Source organism: Klebsiella sp. 10 (assembly GCF_018223925.1).
Lineage (GTDB): Bacteria > Pseudomonadota > Gammaproteobacteria > Enterobacterales > Enterobacteriaceae > Klebsiella > Klebsiella pneumoniae.
Genome location: NZ_JAGRRB010000009.1, coordinates 16027 through 30454, shown reverse-complemented (window position 1 = coordinate 30454; position 14428 = coordinate 16027). Strand labels below are relative to the sequence as shown.

Here is a 14428-nt window from a genome sequence, read left to right as displayed (position 1 = left end):
TTTGCGTCGGGTCGAGGGCATTTCGTGCCGCGAGTGTTAACAAAATGTAGCGATTTCCGTGTTTCACGTTGAAAAGATGAAGATTCTGCATAGCGCGATTGACACAACAGGAATAGACTGGGACGACACTTTACCGAAGATGCTAAAGGTTTTTTATGACACAACAGCCCCAAGCCAAATACCGCCACGACTATCGTGCGCCGGAGTATCTGATTAGCGATATCGATTTGACCTTTGACCTGGATGCCGCAAAAACCGTTGTTACGGCCGAGAGCAAGGTCTCCCGCCACGCGGCTGCGTCTGATGTGCCATTGCGCCTGGACGGCGAAGATCTGACCCTGATCGCTCTGCAGGTGAACGGCCAGCCGTGGAGTGACTATAAAGAAGAAAACAATCAGCTGGTGATCGGCGGCCTGCCGGAGCATTTCACCCTGACCATCGTCAATGAGATCAGCCCGGCGGCGAACACCGCGCTGGAAGGCCTGTATCAGTCAGGCGAAGCGCTGTGCACCCAGTGCGAAGCGGAAGGTTTCCGCCATATCACCTGGTATCTGGACCGTCCGGATGTGCTGGCGCGCTTTACCACCAAAATTATCGCCGATAAAGCGAAATACCCGTTCCTGCTTTCCAACGGCAACCGTATGGCGGAAGGGGAGCTGGAGAACGGTCGTCACTGGGTACAGTGGCAGGATCCGTTCCCGAAGCCGTGCTACCTGTTTGCGCTGGTGGCCGGTGATTTTGACGTCCTGCGCGATTCATTCCGCACCCGCTCTGGCCGCGAAGTGGCGCTGGAGCTGTACGTCGATCGCGGCAACCTCGATCGCGCGCCCTGGGCGATGACCTCGCTGAAAAACTCTATGAAGTGGGATGAGGAGCGCTTTGGCCTCGAGTACGACCTCGATATCTATATGATTGTCGCCGTCGACTTCTTTAATATGGGTGCCATGGAGAACAAAGGACTCAACGTCTTTAACTCCAAATATGTTCTGGCCCGTACCGATACCGCCACCGATAAAGACTACCTCGATATTGAGCGCGTGATTGGTCATGAATATTTCCATAACTGGACCGGCAACCGCGTCACCTGTCGTGACTGGTTCCAGCTCAGCCTGAAAGAGGGGCTGACCGTGTTCCGCGATCAGGAGTTCAGTTCCGACCTCGGCTCACGGGCGGTGAACCGCATCAACAACGTGCGCACCATGCGCGGGCTGCAGTTTGCCGAAGACGCCAGCCCGATGGCGCACCCGATCCGTCCGGATATGGTTATCGAGATGAACAACTTCTACACCCTGACGGTCTATGAAAAGGGTGCCGAAGTGATCCGCATGTTGCACACCCTGCTGGGTGAAGAAAACTTCCAGAAAGGGATGCAGCTGTACTTTGAACGCCATGACGGCAGCGCCGCCACCTGCGACGATTTCGTGCAGGCGATGGAAGATGCCTCTAACGTCGACCTGTCGCACTTCCGCCTCTGGTACAGCCAGTCCGGTACGCCAATCGTCACCGTGCATGACGACTATAATCCGGAGACCGAGCAGTATACGTTGACCATCAGCCAGCGTACGCCGCCGACCGCCGAGCAGGCCGAGAAGCAGCCGCTGCATATCCCGTTTGCCATTGAGCTGTACGATAACGAGGGCAAGGTGATCCCCCTGCAGAAGGGCGGTCACCCGGTACACCCGGTGCTTAATGTGACCCAAGCCGAGCAGACGTTTGTCTTCGATAACGTTTATTTCCAGCCGGTGAAGGCGCTGCTGTGCGAATTTTCAGCGCCTGTGAAACTGGAATACAAGTGGAGCGATCAGCAGCTGACCTTCCTGATGCGTCACGCGCGGAATGATTTCTCGCGCTGGGATGCGGCGCAGAGCCTGCTGGCGACTTACATCAAGCTGAACGTCAACCGCCATCAGCAGGGGCAGCCGCTGTCGCTGCCGGTGCACGTAGCGGATGCCTTCCGCGCCATCCTGCTGGATGAGAAGATTGATCCGGCGCTGGCCGCTGAGATCTTAACCCTGCCGTCAGCCAACGAAATCGCCGAGATGTTCGCGATTATCGATCCGATCGCCATCGCCGCCGTGCGCGAAGCGCTCACCCGCACCCTGGCGAACGAACTGGCGGACGAATTCCTCGCGGTTTATAACGCCAATAAGCTCGACAGCTATCGGGTGGAGCACGCCGATATTGGTAAACGTGCTCTGCGCAATACCTGCCTGCGCTATCTGGCGTTTGCGGAACCGACGCTGGGCGATAAGCTGGTGGCGACGCAGTATCACCAGGCAGATAACATGACCGACGCGCTGGCCGCCCTGTCGGCGGCGGTTGCCGCTGAGTTGCCGTGCCGCGATGCGCTGATGCAGGAGTACGATGACAAATGGCATCAGGACGGTCTGGTGATGGATAAGTGGTTTATCCTGCAGTCCACCAGCCCGGCAGCCAACGTGGTGGAAACCGTGCGCGGTCTGCTGAACCACCGTTCGTTCAGCATGAGCAACCCGAACCGTGTGCGCTCGTTAATCGGCGCTTTCGCCAGCAGCAACCCGGCGGCGTTCCATGCTGAAGATGGCAGCGGCTATCAGTTCCTGGTGGAGATGCTGACCGAGCTTAACCAGCGTAACCCGCAGGTGGCGTCGCGCCTGATTGAGCCGTTGATTCGTCTGAAGCGTTATGATGAGAAGCGACAGGCGCTGATGCGCGCCGCGCTGGAGCAGCTGAAGGGGCTGGAGAATCTCTCTGGCGACCTGTTCGAGAAAATCAGTAAGGCGCTGGCGTAACGGTGCCATAACCCCGGATTGCGGCGCGCCTTGCGCCCTGTCCGGGTTACCCGTTAGCGTGGTGATGTTGTCGGGCGGCGCGATGCTTACCCGACCTGGAATACACGGCTGATTTGGCGTTGGTAGCCCGGCTGTGCAACGCGCGAGCCGGGGACATGTCGGATGACGATATGCCCCCGTTCAGACAGCGGACAGTTACTCCGGTCAGCCATGACTAAACAAACGCGGCGCACGCTCGCTGTCGCCGCGTTTCATCACCCGATCCAGTACTTCAGCCTCCAGCTCGGCCAGCTTCGCCGAACCGGTGCGCCGCGGTCGTGGGATATCCACGCTTAAATCGAGGCCAATCTTCTTCTCTTCAATTAACAGTACCCGATCGGCCATGGCCACCGCTTCACTGACGTCGTGCGTGACCAGCAGGACCGTAAAGCCATGCTCCTGCCACAGGGAGACGATCAGCTCCTGCATCTCCAGACGGGTGAGGGCATCCAGCGCCCCCAGCGGTTCGTCCAGCAGCAGCAGGCGCGGGCGATGGATCAGCGCGCGGGCCAGCGCAACGCGCTGCTTCTGCCCACCCGACAGCGCGGCCGGCCACTCCTGTGCGCGGCTTTCAAGTCCGACGCTGGCCAACGCCTGCAGGGCGGCGTCGCGCCAGGCGCCTTTTAGCCCCAGCCCCACGTTATCAATCACTGTTTTCCACGGCAGCAGGCGCGCATCCTGAAACATCATCCGGGTGTCGTCCTGGATCGCCGCCAGGGGCGTCGCGCCAGCCAGCAGTTCGCCGGCGTTTGGTTTTTCCAGACCTGCCAGCAGGCGCAGCAGGGTACTTTTGCCGCCGCCGCTGCGGCCCACCACCGCCACAAACTGGCCGCTGGGAATATGCAGATCCAGCTCGTTAAGAATGGTGTTGTCGCCATAGCGTTTCGTCACCCCGTTCAGCAGCAGCGGGATACCTGGGTTGAGACGGGCAGTGTTCATGCGTTATCCTCCTGAAGATGATACGCCGGATTCCAGCGCAGCCAGAGCCGTTCCAGCAGCTGGGCGCAGACGTCGGCCAGTTTGCCAAGGATGGCGTAAAGAATGATCGCCACTACCACCACGTCGGTTTGCAGAAATTCACGCGCATTCATCGCCAGATAACCGATGCCGGCATTCGCCGAGATAGTTTCGGCGACAATAAGCGTCAGCCACATCAGACCAAGGGCAAAACGCACGCCGACCATAACTGAGGGCAGGGCGCCGGGTAATATCACGTGACGGAACAGGGCGAAGCCGGATAAGCCATAGCTGCGCGCCATCTCAACCAGCCCACGGTCAATATTGCGGATCCCGTGCCAGGTGTTGATATAGATCGGGAACAGGGTGCCCAGCGAGACAAGGAAGATCTTGGCGGTCTCATCGATGCCGAACCACAAGATCACCAGCGGGATCAGCGCCAGATGCGGGACATTGCGCAGCATCTGGATCGAGGTATCCAGCAGACGCTCGCCCCAGCGAGACAGGCCGCTGATCAGGCCGAGTATTAGCCCGATCGAGCCGCCGATGGCGAAGCCGACCAGCGCCCGCCATGAGCTGATGGCCAGATGCTGCCACAGCTCACCGCTGGCCGAGAGGGTCCAGAACGCTTTCAATACCCCCTCCGGCGAGGGCAGCACCCGCGTCGACAGCCAGCCGACGGACGAGGCCAGCTGCCAGACAATGACCGTCCCTACCGGCAGCAGCCAGGGGGCGAGGCGTAACAACAGGGGATGGGTTGATTTTGCCATCACGGTCTCCTCAGCTTTGCGCTACTTTACGCGGAATAAACTCGTTGGCGACCGCTTCCCCCTGCAGGCGCAGGTTTTGCGGCTGCGGGATGGACGGCACCGCGACGTCAAGCAGGGGGAACAGCAGCTCTCCGACCCGGTACGCCTCTTCCAGATGCGGATAGCCGGAAAAGATAAAGCTATCGATACCCAGCGCGGCGTATTCATTGATCCGTTCGGCTACGGTGGCGGCATCGCCCACCAGCGCGGTCCCGGCGCCGCCGCGCGCTAAACCCACGCCAGCCCACAGGTTGGGGCTGATTTCCAGCTTATCGCGTCGCCCGTTGTGCAGGGCCGCCATCCTTTGCTGGCCGACGGAGTCGGTTCTGGCGAAAGCCGCCTGGGCGCGGGCGATCGTCTCGTCGTCAAGATGGGAGATAAGGCTGTCCGCCGCCTGCCACGCTTCCTCGTTGGTTTCCCTGACGATCACGTGCAGACGGATGCCAAAACGCACCTGGCGACCATGCCGGGCGGCTTTCTCTCGCACCTGAGCTATTTTCTCTGCCACCTGGGCCGGCGGTTCTCCCCAGGTAAGATAAAGATCGACCTGCTCAGCGGCCAGCTCCTGCGCCACCTCAGACGAGCCGCCGAAATAGAGCGGTGGACGCGGCTGCTGCAGTGGCGGAAACAGCAGTTTGGCGTCGCGAACGCGCTGATGCTTGCCGTTAAAGGTGACGGTTTCTCCCTCCATCAGCTTGCGCCAGATGTGGGTAAATTCAGCCGAGGCCTCGTAGCGCTCGGTGTGGTCGAGGAAGACGCCGTCGCCTGCCAGTTCGGCAGGATCGCTGCCGGTGACCAGATTGAACAGCGCCCGGCCGTTTGACAGCCGGTCCAGGGTCGCCGCCTGACGCGCGGCCACCGTCGGCGATACCACGCTTGGCCTGAGAGCGACAAGGAACTTCAGCCGCTGCGTCACCGGGATCATTGAGGCCGCGACCAGCCACGCATCCTCACAAGAGCGTCCGGTCGGGATCAGCACGCCGGTGAAGCCCAGCCGATCCGCCGTCTGCGCGATTTGCTGCAGATAGCCATAATCGACCGGACGGGCACCCTCTTCGGTACCCAGATAACGACCATCACCATGGGTCGGTAAAAACCAGAACATATTCAGACTCATGATTTCGCTCCTTGTGTGGCGGTGGGCTGCCAGATGCGGGCCCGGATATCAACTTTTTTTGGCACCAGCTTGTTCTCGTAGAACAGGTCTGCCGTCTGCTGCTGGCGAGCGGCGGTTTCGGCGCTCACCGGGGTAACCGCGGTGGGGGGACGATGGTCCAGATAGCTGGCGATCACCGCCTCCGGTAAGCCCATCGTTTTCGCCAGCAGCGTAATGCTTTGCGCGCGTTGGCTGTGGGTCAGGGCATCGGCCTGAGTAAAGGTGTCGAGTACGCCTTCAATGAAAGCGCCATTGCGTTCAGCGTAGGGCCGGGAAGCAAGATAGAAGGATCCCGTCTGTTTCAGATCGGTTCCGTCAGTGAGTACCCGGGCGCCGCCCTGCAGCAGCGCGGCGGAGTAGTACGGATCCCAGATGGCCCATGCGTCGACATTGCCCTGCTGGAAGGCGGCGCGCGCATCGGCGGGAGCAAGGTAAACCGGCTGAATATCGCTAAATTTCAGACCTGCGAGCTGCAGGGCGCGCAGCAGCAGATTGTGGGAGCTGGAGCCTTTCTGGAAAGCGACCTTTTTCCCTTTTAACTCAGCAACGTTATGAATCGGGCTGCCCTGCGCCACCAGGATCACCTCCGCCTTGGGCTTGGGCGGCTCCGCGCCGATATAGACCAAATCGGCGCCTGCCGCCTGGGCAAAGATAGGCGGAATATCGCCGGTACTGCCGATATCAATGCTGCCGACGTTCAGCGCCTCCAGCATCTGCGGACCGGCCGGGAACTCAATCCACGAGATATGGGTTTGCGGATAGCGCTGCTCCAGCAGCTGATGGCTCTTCGCCAGCACCATGCTGACGCTGCCTTTCTGGTAGCCGATGCGCAGAGCGTCAGGCGCCGCCGGGGCGGCGTGACCCAGCGTAGAGAATAGCAGCAGTCCGCCCAGAGTCAGGGCGCGGAGAGGATTAAGCATGCTCCACCCCACGCAGAGATGTTAACGACGGCGCACGGCTGCTGGGGCGATGCAGCGCCTGCCAGAAGGTCTCCAGGGCGTCATCAAGGCGCCGCTGCAGATTCGCGGTAAACTGCGGCTTATGCTGGTAATCGGTCACCTGGCTGTCATCAGCGAAGACGCCATGGAGGATCTCCTGGGCCTTGAGGGCATTCAGCACTGGCTTCAGCGCGTAGTCCACTGCCAGCATGTGAGCGATGGTGCCGCCGGTGGCCAGCGGCAGCACAATTTTGCCCTCCAGCGCTCGCTCAGGCAGCAGGTCGAGCAGCGTTTTCAGCGCGCCGGAGAACGAGGCTTTATACACCGGCGTGGCGATGATCAGGCCATCAGCCCCGGCCAGCTGTTCATTGAGCGTCTGCAGCGCCGGGTTGTCAAAACGAGCGTACAGGAGGTCTTCCGGGGCAAAGTTCTGCAGATGCCAGTGGCAGACTTCGATATCGGCGGCGGTGAGCGTCTCTCTGGCGTATTCCAGCAAGGCGCTGGAACGGGAAGGGTAACGCGGGCTGCCCGCAAGCGTAATGACGCGCATCTCTCTCTCCTTATAACTAAATGTTTGCATTTATCTATAATTGATAACATTTATAGTGAGTGTGACAGAGGGCCATTATTTCCCTAAATGATTTATCCGCGGTTAGATAGCCGAAAAGCGCATAATGGCGCGCGGGGTAGGTAATCGTTTGCGCTGATGGGGGATTTTTTGTCGCAGGTCAATTCCCTTTCCGCAACAGATCGCACATAATACGCCCCCGGTTTGCACACCGGGAATCCAGGAGAGTTCATGTACTACCCCTTCGTTCGTAAAGCCCTTTTTCAGCTCGATCCTGAGCGCGCTCATGAAGTTACCTTTCAACAATTACGCCGTGTCACCGGGACGCCGCTGGAAATGCTGGTTCGCCAGAAGGTACCGGCCAGGCCAGTCACCTGCATGGGGCTAACCTTTAAAAACCCGCTGGGTCTGGCGGCCGGGCTGGATAAAAATGGGGAATGCATTGACGCGCTGGGCGCGATGGGGTTTGGTTCGATTGAGATCGGCACCGTGACGCCGCGTCCGCAGCCGGGCAACGATAAGCCAAGGATCTTCCGTCTGGTTGATGCCGAGGGATTGATCAACCGCATGGGCTTTAATAACCATGGCGTCGATAACCTGGTTGAGAACGTGAAAAAGGCGCATTTTGACGGCGTGCTGGGTATCAATATCGGCAAAAATAAAGATACGCCGGTTGAGCACGGGAAAGATGATTACCTGATTTGTATGGAAAAAGTCTATCCGTACGCCGGGTATATCGCCATTAATATCTCCTCGCCGAATACCCCAGGGCTGCGCACGCTGCAATACGGCGAAGCGCTGGATGATTTACTCTCCGGTATTAAAAATAAGCAGCTCGAGCTGCAGCAGAAGCATCAAAAATATGTCCCGGTCGCCGTAAAGATCGCGCCGGATCTTTTACCTGAGGAATTGATCCAGGTTGCCGATAGCCTCGTGCGTCATAATATTGATGGCGTGATTGCAACCAATACCACCCTCGATCGTTCCCTGGTTCAGGGAATGAAACATTGCGATGAGACAGGCGGGCTTAGCGGTCGTCCATTACAATTAAAAAGCACTGAAATTATCCGTATGCTCTCCGCTGAGCTGAATGGCCGTTTGCCTATCATCGGCGTGGGCGGCATTGATTCGGTGATTGCCGCGCGGGAAAAGATTGCCGCTGGGGCATCGCTGGTGCAGATCTATTCTGGATTTATTTTTAAAGGTCCGCCGCTGATTAAAGAAATTGTTACCCACATCTAATCTTTTCCTCCTCTGAATCCCACCCAGGGCTTTATTTCCGGCCCTGGTTGTTTTATATTCCCTCACTGTTGCTTATTTAAACATTTTAGACTTTTCTTAATTTTAGAAAATATTCTGCGGTAAGTCGCAACAACTTTGCAGAGGCGTATGAAAGGGGACAGGGGGAAAAATGCGGATTAAACCTGACGATAACTGGCGTTGGTATTACGATGAAGAGCACGACCGCATGATGCTCGATCTGGCCAATGGCATGTTATTTCGCTCGCGCTTCGCCCGGCGCATGCTGACTCCGGATGCCTTTGCCCCTTCGGGATTTTGCGTTGATGACGCCGCGCTCTATTTCTCTTTTGAAGAAAAATGTCGCGATCTCGAGCTATCGAAAGAGCAGCGGGCGGAATTAGTCCTTAACGCGCTCACCGCCATCCGTTTTCTCAAACCGCAGATGCCGAAAAGCTGGCACTTTATCGCCCATACCCATCACTGGCAGCCGAGCGGCGGCGACGCCGCCTGCGTTTGGCTGAGCGATACCGGCGAGCAGGTGAATTTACTGGTGGTGGAGCCGGGCGATAACGCCGCGCTCTGTCTGTTGGCTCAGCCGGGTCTCACCCTTGCCGGCCGCGTCATGCAGCTGGGCGATGTCATTAAAATCATGAATGACAGACTGCAGCCGGCGCAGAGCGCGGTCAGCTACAGTCTGGGGCAGGCGGTTTAAGGCGCCAGGCGTAGCGCTGTTTTCGGTACACAGCTGCAGGCGAGAATAGTGCCATCCCCGGCAACCGCGTTTTTCTTTAACGGACTCACTTCTCCCTCTTCCAGCCGGATGCGGCAGCTGCCGCAGATCCCCGCCCGACACGAATAGGGTACGCGAATGCCCTGTTGTTCCAGTTGCTCCAGCAGCACCTGCTGGTTATTGCCGGTAAACTGTTGACCCTGCCATTCGATGGCAACCGTAGCCTGCTGCTGCGCCTCGGGAGCCGGGGTATCGTCGCTTTCACCTGCCCCGTAGGCTTTCGCCGGGCCGCGGGTAAGGATTTCCACTTCATCTCCCACCCGGATCACCCCGCTGTTGCGGGCAATCAGGTTCTGGCCGAAATCGACATCGCCATTGTCCAGCGCGGTACGAAAACGCTTTAAGGTTTCCAGCGGCTCCCCGGCGGGATGCTTCTGACCGCGCTCCGGGCTGACGGTGGTAAAAATGCAGCGGCTGCACGGCTTAGCGACGTCAAACACCACCTCGCCGATGCGGATCACTTTCCAGCTATCTTCATCCCAGGCCGCCGCGCCGGTGACCACAAGGTTAGGGCGAAACTGTTCTATGCTTACGCTGGCCGGGCAGCGCTGTTGCAGATCGCGCAGGGAGGCCTCGTTAGCCAGCAGGTAAGGGTAGCCGTCGGCGAAGGAGAGCGGCACCGCATCATGGCGCTTTACCCGGCGGGTTAGCTGCGGCCCCAGCCAGCGCAGCTGGACATCGCGCTTGAAAAAGCCGCTGAGCCACTGGTTAACGGCGGCGGGCGCGATGAGGGCGGTAAAATGGTTGCCCCAGACTTCGGTCGGCTCGGCCTGCGTGGCGAAATCGCTAAAACGCACCACGGCGCTGCTGCCGTCCGGTGCGGTCAGGTGAAGGCCATCATGCAGCGGCGCCGGAATAAATTTCACCATTTGCGGAAACTGGCGAGCGGTAATAAAGGTCCCGTCGGTTTCGGTGACCATAAACAGGCGATCGAAGGCCAGGCCGCTGATATCAGCAAAGGCGTGGGTCAGGCCCATGCCGCGCATGGATTTAACAGGATGAATAAAAAGTCGCGATAGCGTTACCATACGCTGCCTCCGGGTTCCAAAAATAAGCCTATAACTTTATGACATAGGGCACATATTGGCTATAATGCGCACCAATTTTCTTTAAGTAAAAGTGACGATATGAATTCTCTGTTTGCCAGTACGGCTCGTGGGCTGGAAGAGCTGTTAAAAACTGAACTGGAAGGGCTTGGCGCGACGGACTGCCAGGTAGTCCAGGGCGGGGTCCATTTTCAGGGGGATACGCGCCTGCTGTATCAAAGCCTGATGTGGAGCCGGCTGGCTTCGCGCATCATGCTGCCGCTGGGCGAATGTCGCGTATACAGCGATCTGGATCTGTACCTCGGCGTACAGGCCATTCCGTGGACGGAGATGTTCAACCCTGGCGCCACCTTCGCGGTGCATTTTAGCGGCCTCAATGACGAGATCCGTAACAGCCAGTACGGCGCGCTGAAGGTTAAAGACGCCATTGTCGACAGCTTCACCCGTAAGAATCTACCGCGCCCGAACGTCGATCGTGAGTCGCCCGATCTGCGGATCAACGTCTGGCTGAACAAAGAGACGGCGCACATCTCGCTGGATCTGAGCGGCGAAGGCCTGCACCTGCGCGGCTATCGCGATGGTACCGGAATGGCGCCGATCAAAGAAAATCTCGCGGCGGCGATCGTCATGCGCTCTGGCTGGGTACCGGGTACGCCGCTGCTCGATCCGATGTGCGGCTCCGGTACCCTGCTGATTGAAGCGGCGATGCTGGCGACCGACCGCGCGCCGGGCCTGCACCGCGGCCACTGGGGCTTTGGCGGCTGGGCGCAGCACGATGACGGCATCTGGAAAGAGGTGAAGGCGGAAGCGCAAACCCGCGCTCGTCAGGGATTGGCAGCGTATGAGTCACGCTTCTACGGCTCAGACGTCGACGCGCGCGTAATCGAGCGCGCGCGCCGCAACGCCCGCCGCGCCGGCATTGGCGAGCTGATCGATTTTGACGTGAAAGACGTCGCCCAACTGAACAACCCGCTGCCGAAAGGCCCGTACGGGACGGTGATCAGTAACCCGCCGTACGGCGAACGTCTGGAAAGCGAGCCAGCGCTGATCGCTCTGCACAGCCTGCTTGGCCGGATAATGAAAAGTCAGTTCGGCGGCTGGAACCTGTCGGTATTCAGCGCTTCGCCGGAGCTGCTGAGTTGCCTGCAGCTGCGTGCCGACAAGCAGTTTAAAGCCAAGAACGGCCCGCTGGACTGCGTGCAGAAGAATTATCACCTGGCGGAGAGCGAAGGCGGCAAGCCGGCGATGCTGGCGGAGGATTTTGCTAACCGTCTGCGTAAGAACCTGAAGAAGTTTGAAAAATGGGCCCGCCAGGAAGGAATCGAATGCTATCGCCTGTACGATGCTGATCTACCGGAATACAACGTGGCCATTGACCGCTATGCCGACTGGGTGGTGGTCCAGGAGTATGCCCCGCCGAAAACCGTCGACGCGCATAAGGCGCGCCAGCGTCTGTTCGACATCATCGCTGCGACTATCGCCGTACTGGACATGGCGCCTAACAAGCTGGTGCTGAAAACCCGTGAACGGCAGAAGGGGAAAAACCAGTATCAGAAGATGGCGGAGAAGGGCGACTTTATTGAGGTACAGGAGTATAACGCGCGCCTGTGGGTCAACCTCACCGACTACCTGGATACCGGTCTGTTCCTCGACCACCGTATCGCCCGTCGCATGCTCGGCCAGATGAGTAAAGGTAAGGACTTCCTGAACCTGTTCTCCTATACCGGCAGCGCCAGCGTCCACGCAGGCCTCGGCGGTGCGCGATCCACCACCACGGTGGATATGTCACGCACCTACCTGGAGTGGGCGGAACGCAACCTGCGTCTCAATGGCCTGACCGGCCGCGCGCATCGCCTGATGCAGGCGGACGTGCTGGGTTGGCTGCGGGAGAGCACCGAGCAGTTCGATCTGATCTTTATCGATCCGCCGACCTTTTCCAACTCCAAACGAATGGAAGATGCGTTTGACGTCCAGCGCGATCACATTCGCCTGATGACCGATCTAAAACGTCTGCTGCGTAAAGGCGGCACCATTATGTTCTCGAATAACAAACGCGGTTTCCGTATGGATCATGACGGGCTGGCGGCGCTTGGCCTGAAGGCGCAAGAGATTTCGCAAAAAACGCTGTCGCAGGATTTTGCCCGCAACCGTCAGATCCACAACTGCTGGCTGATTACCGCAGCCTGAAAGGAATAAATAATGTCACTGATTAGTATGCACGGCGCCTGGCTTTCCTTCAGCGATGCGCCGCTGCTGGATAATGCCGAGCTGCATATTGAAGATAACGAACGCGTCTGCCTCGTCGGACGCAACGGCGCCGGTAAATCTACCCTGATGAAGATCCTCAACCGCGAACAGGGGCTGGATGACGGACGCATCATTTATGAACAGGACCTGATCGTGGCGCGTCTGCAGCAGGATCCGCCGCGGAACGTTGCTGGTACGGTGTACGATTTTGTCGCCGAAGGGATCGCCGAGCAGGCGGCTTATCTGAAAGCCTACCATGACGTGTCGCATCAGGTGATGACCGATCCGAGCGACAAAAATTTAAATGAACTGGCGCGCCTGCAGGAGCAGCTCGATAACCTGGGACTATGGCAGCTGGACAGCCGCATTAACGAAGTGATTGAGCAGCTGGGCCTTGACGCCAATGCGCAGCTGGCGTCGCTGTCCGGTGGCTGGCTACGTAAAGCGGCGCTGGGCCGCGCCCTGGTCAGTGGGCCGCGCGTGCTGCTGCTGGATGAGCCCACTAACCACCTCGATATCGAAACCATCGACTGGCTGGAAGGGTTCCTGAAAACCTTTAAAGGCACGATTATCTTTATTTCGCATGACCGTTCCTTTATCCGCAATATGGCGACGCGCATTGTCGACCTCGATCGTGGCAAGCTGGTGACCTATCCGGGAAATTACGATCAGTATCTCCTCGATAAAGAAGAAGCCCTGCGGGTCGAAGAACTGCAGAATGCGGAATTTGACCGCAAGCTGGCCCAGGAAGAGGTGTGGATCCGTCAGGGTATCAAAGCGCGCCGGACCCGTAACGAAGGCCGAGTCCGCGCGCTGAAGGCGATGCGCCGCGAGCGCGGTGAGCGTCGGGAAGTGATGGGCAGCGCGAAGATGCAGGTTGAGGAGGCTTCCCGTTCCGGCAAAATCGTCTTTGAGATGGAAAACGTCAACTATCAGGTTGACGGCAAAGTGCTGGTGAAGGATTTCTCCGCACAGATCCAGCGCGGCGACAAGATCGCCCTGATCGGCCCCAACGGCTGCGGGAAAACCACGTTGCTGAAGCTGATGCTCGGCCAGCTGCAGGCCGACAGCGGGCGGATCCATGTTGGCACCAAGCTGGAGGTCGCCTACTTCGACCAGCACCGCGCGGAGTTGGATCCGGATAAAACGGTGATGGACAACCTGGCGGAAGGCAAACAGGAGGTAATGGTTAACGGTAAGCCACGCCATGTGCTGGGTTATCTACAGGACTTCCTGTTCCATCCGAAACGAGCGATGACCCCGGTACGTGCGCTTTCCGGAGGGGAACGTAACCGCCTGCTGCTGGCCCGGCTGTTCCTGAAACCCAGCAATCTGCTGATCCTTGATGAACCGACTAACGACCTCGATGTTGAAACGCTGGAGCTGCTGGAAGAGCTGATCGATGGTTATCAGGGGACCGTGATGCTGGTGAGCCACGATCGTCAGTTTGTCGACAATACCGTGACCGAGTGCTGGATCTTCGAAGGCGGCGGTCGTATTGGCCAGTACGTCGGCGGCTATCACGACGCCCGCGGTCAGCAGGCCCAGTCTTTGGCGCAAAAGCAGACGGTCGTTAAAAAAACGACGGAAGTCGCTCAGCCAAAAGCAGAAACTGTCAAACGCGGCGGGAACAAACTAAGCTATAACCTGCAGCGCGAGCTGGAACAACTGCCGCAGAAGCTGGAGGCTCTCGAGGCCGAACTGCAGACGCTGCAGGATCAGGTTGCCGATCCCGATTTCTTCGGGCAACCGCACGATCGCACGCAGCAGGTGCTGGCGCAGCTGGCCGAAGCGGAGCAGGCGCTGGAAGCGGCCTTTGAACGCTGGGAATATCTCGAAGGATTAAAGAACGGCGCCTGAGCCGA

11 protein-coding genes are annotated in these 14428 nt (G+C 58.7%); 5 read left to right on the top strand and 6 right to left on the bottom strand.

Features of this window, described 5'->3' with window-relative positions; genetic code table 11:
• The first annotated feature begins 155 nt into the window (after positions 1 to 155).
• Positions 156 to 2771 carry an aminopeptidase N gene (pepN, locus tag KHQ26_RS10670; protein ID WP_211777883.1) on the top strand — a complete coding sequence of 872 codons (2616 nt, stop codon included), beginning with the start codon at positions 156 to 158 and terminating at the stop codon, positions 2769 to 2771.
• A gap of 204 nt (positions 2772 to 2975) precedes the next feature.
• Here pepN and ssuB read toward each other — a convergent pair whose 3' ends face one another.
• Genes ssuB through ssuE form a run of 5 tightly spaced genes read right to left on the bottom strand, consistent with a single transcriptional unit; the run spans position 2976 to position 7220 of the window.
• Positions 2976 to 3749, bottom strand: a complete 774-nt coding sequence (gene ssuB, locus KHQ26_RS10665) for an aliphatic sulfonates ABC transporter ATP-binding protein (protein WP_004150838.1) — start codon at positions 3747 to 3749, stop codon at positions 2976 to 2978.
• A complete protein-coding gene (ssuC, locus tag KHQ26_RS10660; protein ID WP_029497160.1) occupies positions 3746 to 4537 on the bottom strand; it encodes an aliphatic sulfonate ABC transporter permease SsuC in 792 nt (263 codons plus the stop codon). Before ssuC ends, ssuB begins: the two co-directional genes overlap by 4 nt.
• 10 nt (positions 4538 to 4547) lie before the next feature.
• Positions 4548 to 5693: an FMNH2-dependent alkanesulfonate monooxygenase gene (gene ssuD, locus KHQ26_RS10655; protein ID WP_002898293.1), complete on the bottom strand. Its 1146-nt coding sequence runs from the start codon at positions 5691 to 5693 to the stop codon at positions 4548 to 4550.
• A complete protein-coding gene (locus tag KHQ26_RS10650; RefSeq protein WP_004141753.1) occupies positions 5690 to 6652 on the bottom strand; it encodes a sulfonate ABC transporter substrate-binding protein in 963 nt (320 codons plus the stop codon). The genes ssuD and KHQ26_RS10650 overlap by 4 nt, the downstream gene beginning before the upstream one ends.
• On the bottom strand, positions 6645 to 7220 hold the full coding sequence (ssuE, locus tag KHQ26_RS10645) for an NADPH-dependent FMN reductase (RefSeq protein ID WP_002898296.1): 576 nt from the start codon (positions 7218 to 7220) through the stop codon (positions 6645 to 6647). The genes KHQ26_RS10650 and ssuE overlap by 8 nt, the downstream gene beginning before the upstream one ends.
• 249 nt (positions 7221 to 7469) lie before the next feature.
• On the opposite strand from ssuE, the gene pyrD reads away from it, so the two are divergent.
• Positions 7470 to 8480 (top strand): quinone-dependent dihydroorotate dehydrogenase, encoded by a 1011-nt coding sequence (gene pyrD, locus KHQ26_RS10640; RefSeq protein WP_002898303.1) that lies wholly within the window; start codon positions 7470 to 7472, stop codon positions 8478 to 8480.
• Positions 8481 to 8649: 169 nt separating this feature from the next.
• Positions 8650 to 9192, top strand: a complete 543-nt coding sequence (gene zapC, locus KHQ26_RS10635; RefSeq protein WP_002898308.1) for a cell division protein ZapC — start codon at positions 8650 to 8652, stop codon at positions 9190 to 9192.
• Here the strand turns inward: zapC and KHQ26_RS10630 are convergent.
• Entirely contained in the window at positions 9189 to 10298 is a 1110-nt protein-coding gene (locus KHQ26_RS10630; RefSeq protein WP_004179196.1) for a YcbX family protein, read from the bottom strand. The genes zapC and KHQ26_RS10630 overlap by 4 nt on opposite strands.
• 99 nt (positions 10299 to 10397) lie before the next feature.
• On the opposite strand from KHQ26_RS10630, the gene rlmKL reads away from it, so the two are divergent.
• On the top strand, positions 10398 to 12503 hold the full coding sequence (rlmKL, locus tag KHQ26_RS10625; RefSeq protein ID WP_004191110.1) for a bifunctional 23S rRNA (guanine(2069)-N(7))-methyltransferase RlmK/23S rRNA (guanine(2445)-N(2))-methyltransferase RlmL: 2106 nt from the start codon (positions 10398 to 10400) through the stop codon (positions 12501 to 12503).
• A gap of 12 nt (positions 12504 to 12515) precedes the next feature.
• On the top strand, positions 12516 to 14423 hold the full coding sequence (locus KHQ26_RS10620; RefSeq protein ID WP_004147848.1) for an ABC transporter ATP-binding protein: 1908 nt from the start codon (positions 12516 to 12518) through the stop codon (positions 14421 to 14423).
• Positions 14424 to 14428 lie beyond the last annotated feature (5 nt).